At 43.7% G+C, this 1729-nt stretch carries 1 protein-coding gene; it reads right to left on the bottom strand.

Annotated features, from left to right (window positions below; genetic code table 11):
- Nucleotides 1–34 precede the first annotated feature (34 nt).
- Nucleotides 35–1729: IS1634 family transposase (locus tag B5G33_RS20795; RefSeq protein ID WP_087418974.1), on the bottom strand; the 1695-nt coding region annotated here is incomplete at its 5' end.

The following is a 1729-nucleotide window of genomic DNA, read 5'->3' as shown; positions in this document are numbered from 1 at the left end:
CCTGACTTCCGTCGTTTTTCTCCAATCCTAGTACTCAGGAGTCAAGCAGCATACAGTTTTTGAAGAGATTTTCAACCTCTTTTTCGGACAGATATAGTGCATCCAGGGTTGTCAACCCAGTCAGCTCTTTGACTTTTTCGTTGACAGCCTGATCCCTGGATATGTTGATATAGGAGTCTTTTTCTATTTTTACCACCCGGAAGTCACGCATAAAGTGTATCAAATCGTAGGAATTGATCTTGTTTTTAAAGACTTTGATCTCTAATACCCTTAAAAGAAACAAGCTAAGGTAGCAGATTAAAAAATGCCCATAGATTGTTTCTTTTTTATGTACATAAACCGGACGGGCGTCCAGATAAGACTTCGTGATCCGGAAAGATTCCTCGATCTTCCATAAGCTGTGATAGGTCCGATAGACCTGGAGCGGATCCATATCCAGCTCTGATGTGACCATAAGGTTGTATCCGGCATACTTCAGATCTTCCTCAATCTTCTCTTTATCAATTTCTACAACAGGCTTTATCCTTTTCCCGTTTTTGTCTATGTTTGTGATCTTCACGTATTTCGCAGAATCCCCTAGTTCTTCCCGGGCCACGGTTTTGTAAGTGGCATAGCCGGAAGCTTTGTCTGCCATTTTTCGGATCTCCGCTTTTTGCTTTTTCGCCAGTGCAGGGTTGTAAGACACGATCCTTTTTTCGGTCACTGAAAAAGTCTTTGTGGTGTCTTTTCCGGTCTTAGGATCATTTTCTTCAAAGTGATAAAAAAAGGTATCTACGCAGGATTTGAGGCGGAATAAGAGATTCCCATCTTTGTCCCTGTAATCCTTCCATACATTTTCATCGTTTTCCAGGATGAGCCATTTCTTTTCTTTCTGGCTTAAATTCCTGCCGTGTACAGACTTGGAAAAAATATACCCGTCATCCGCTTCTTTCGCGGCAGCATAAATATTCCTGGCGCAGTTGAGCCCTTTATCTGCGACCTGCACCGTCTTTCCGGAAACTTTATAGCGGCCCTTCATTTCCTCGATGATCTTCCGGATATAAGGTTTTTCAGATTCATTTCCGGGATACATCTGCATGGCCACCGGCACCAGGTCTGCATCCAGAAGGAGCGCCTGTCCGATGACTGGGTCATGCCGGTTTTCTTTGGAAGGGCCTTTCTGCTTATCCTGATAGGGCAGGTCGATCTCGAAATAATAATTCGTACAGTCAAAAAATACATTGCCGAAATCCCTCTGATAGTACTGCTCATAGCAATGGTTAAAGAGTTCGATATATTTTTTATAGGATCCGCCGATAAAAGATAACCCGTCGTAAACCTGATCTTCCGAGATTGGGGAACTGTTGTAAAGATGAGGAAAAACGGCAGAAACAGTTTTTGCTTTGGAGCATGGACAGATAACCCTGGAAAAAATAAGCTGGGCGATCATATCATAAACGCTGAACTGGAAGCGCATCTGGGCAGCCAGGATGTCTATGACATTCCGGACATTCAGTTCTTCTAAAAGTGTGTGGAGGAGAAAATGACCGAGGTTGTATTCCACAGGGGCAGTAAAAGCGCGGGGGCGGGTCTTTTCTGCGAGAGCAGCAGCACGGTCTGCATTTTTTTTTGCAACAAAGTCAGTATAATAAGCGACAGGATCGGGGATTTCGTCAGAGATAAGATCCTGGACATAGCCAAAAGCCATGACACTATTTGAACGTGGCTGTTTCTTTTCTTTATCCCAGTG

The sequence above is a fragment of the Blautia sp. An81 genome, from assembly GCF_002161285.1.
Classification (GTDB): domain Bacteria; phylum Bacillota; class Clostridia; order Lachnospirales; family Lachnospiraceae; genus Blautia; species Blautia ornithocaccae.
Note: the sequence above shows the minus strand (reverse complement) of the source record. Positions and strands in the feature narration are given on the sequence as shown.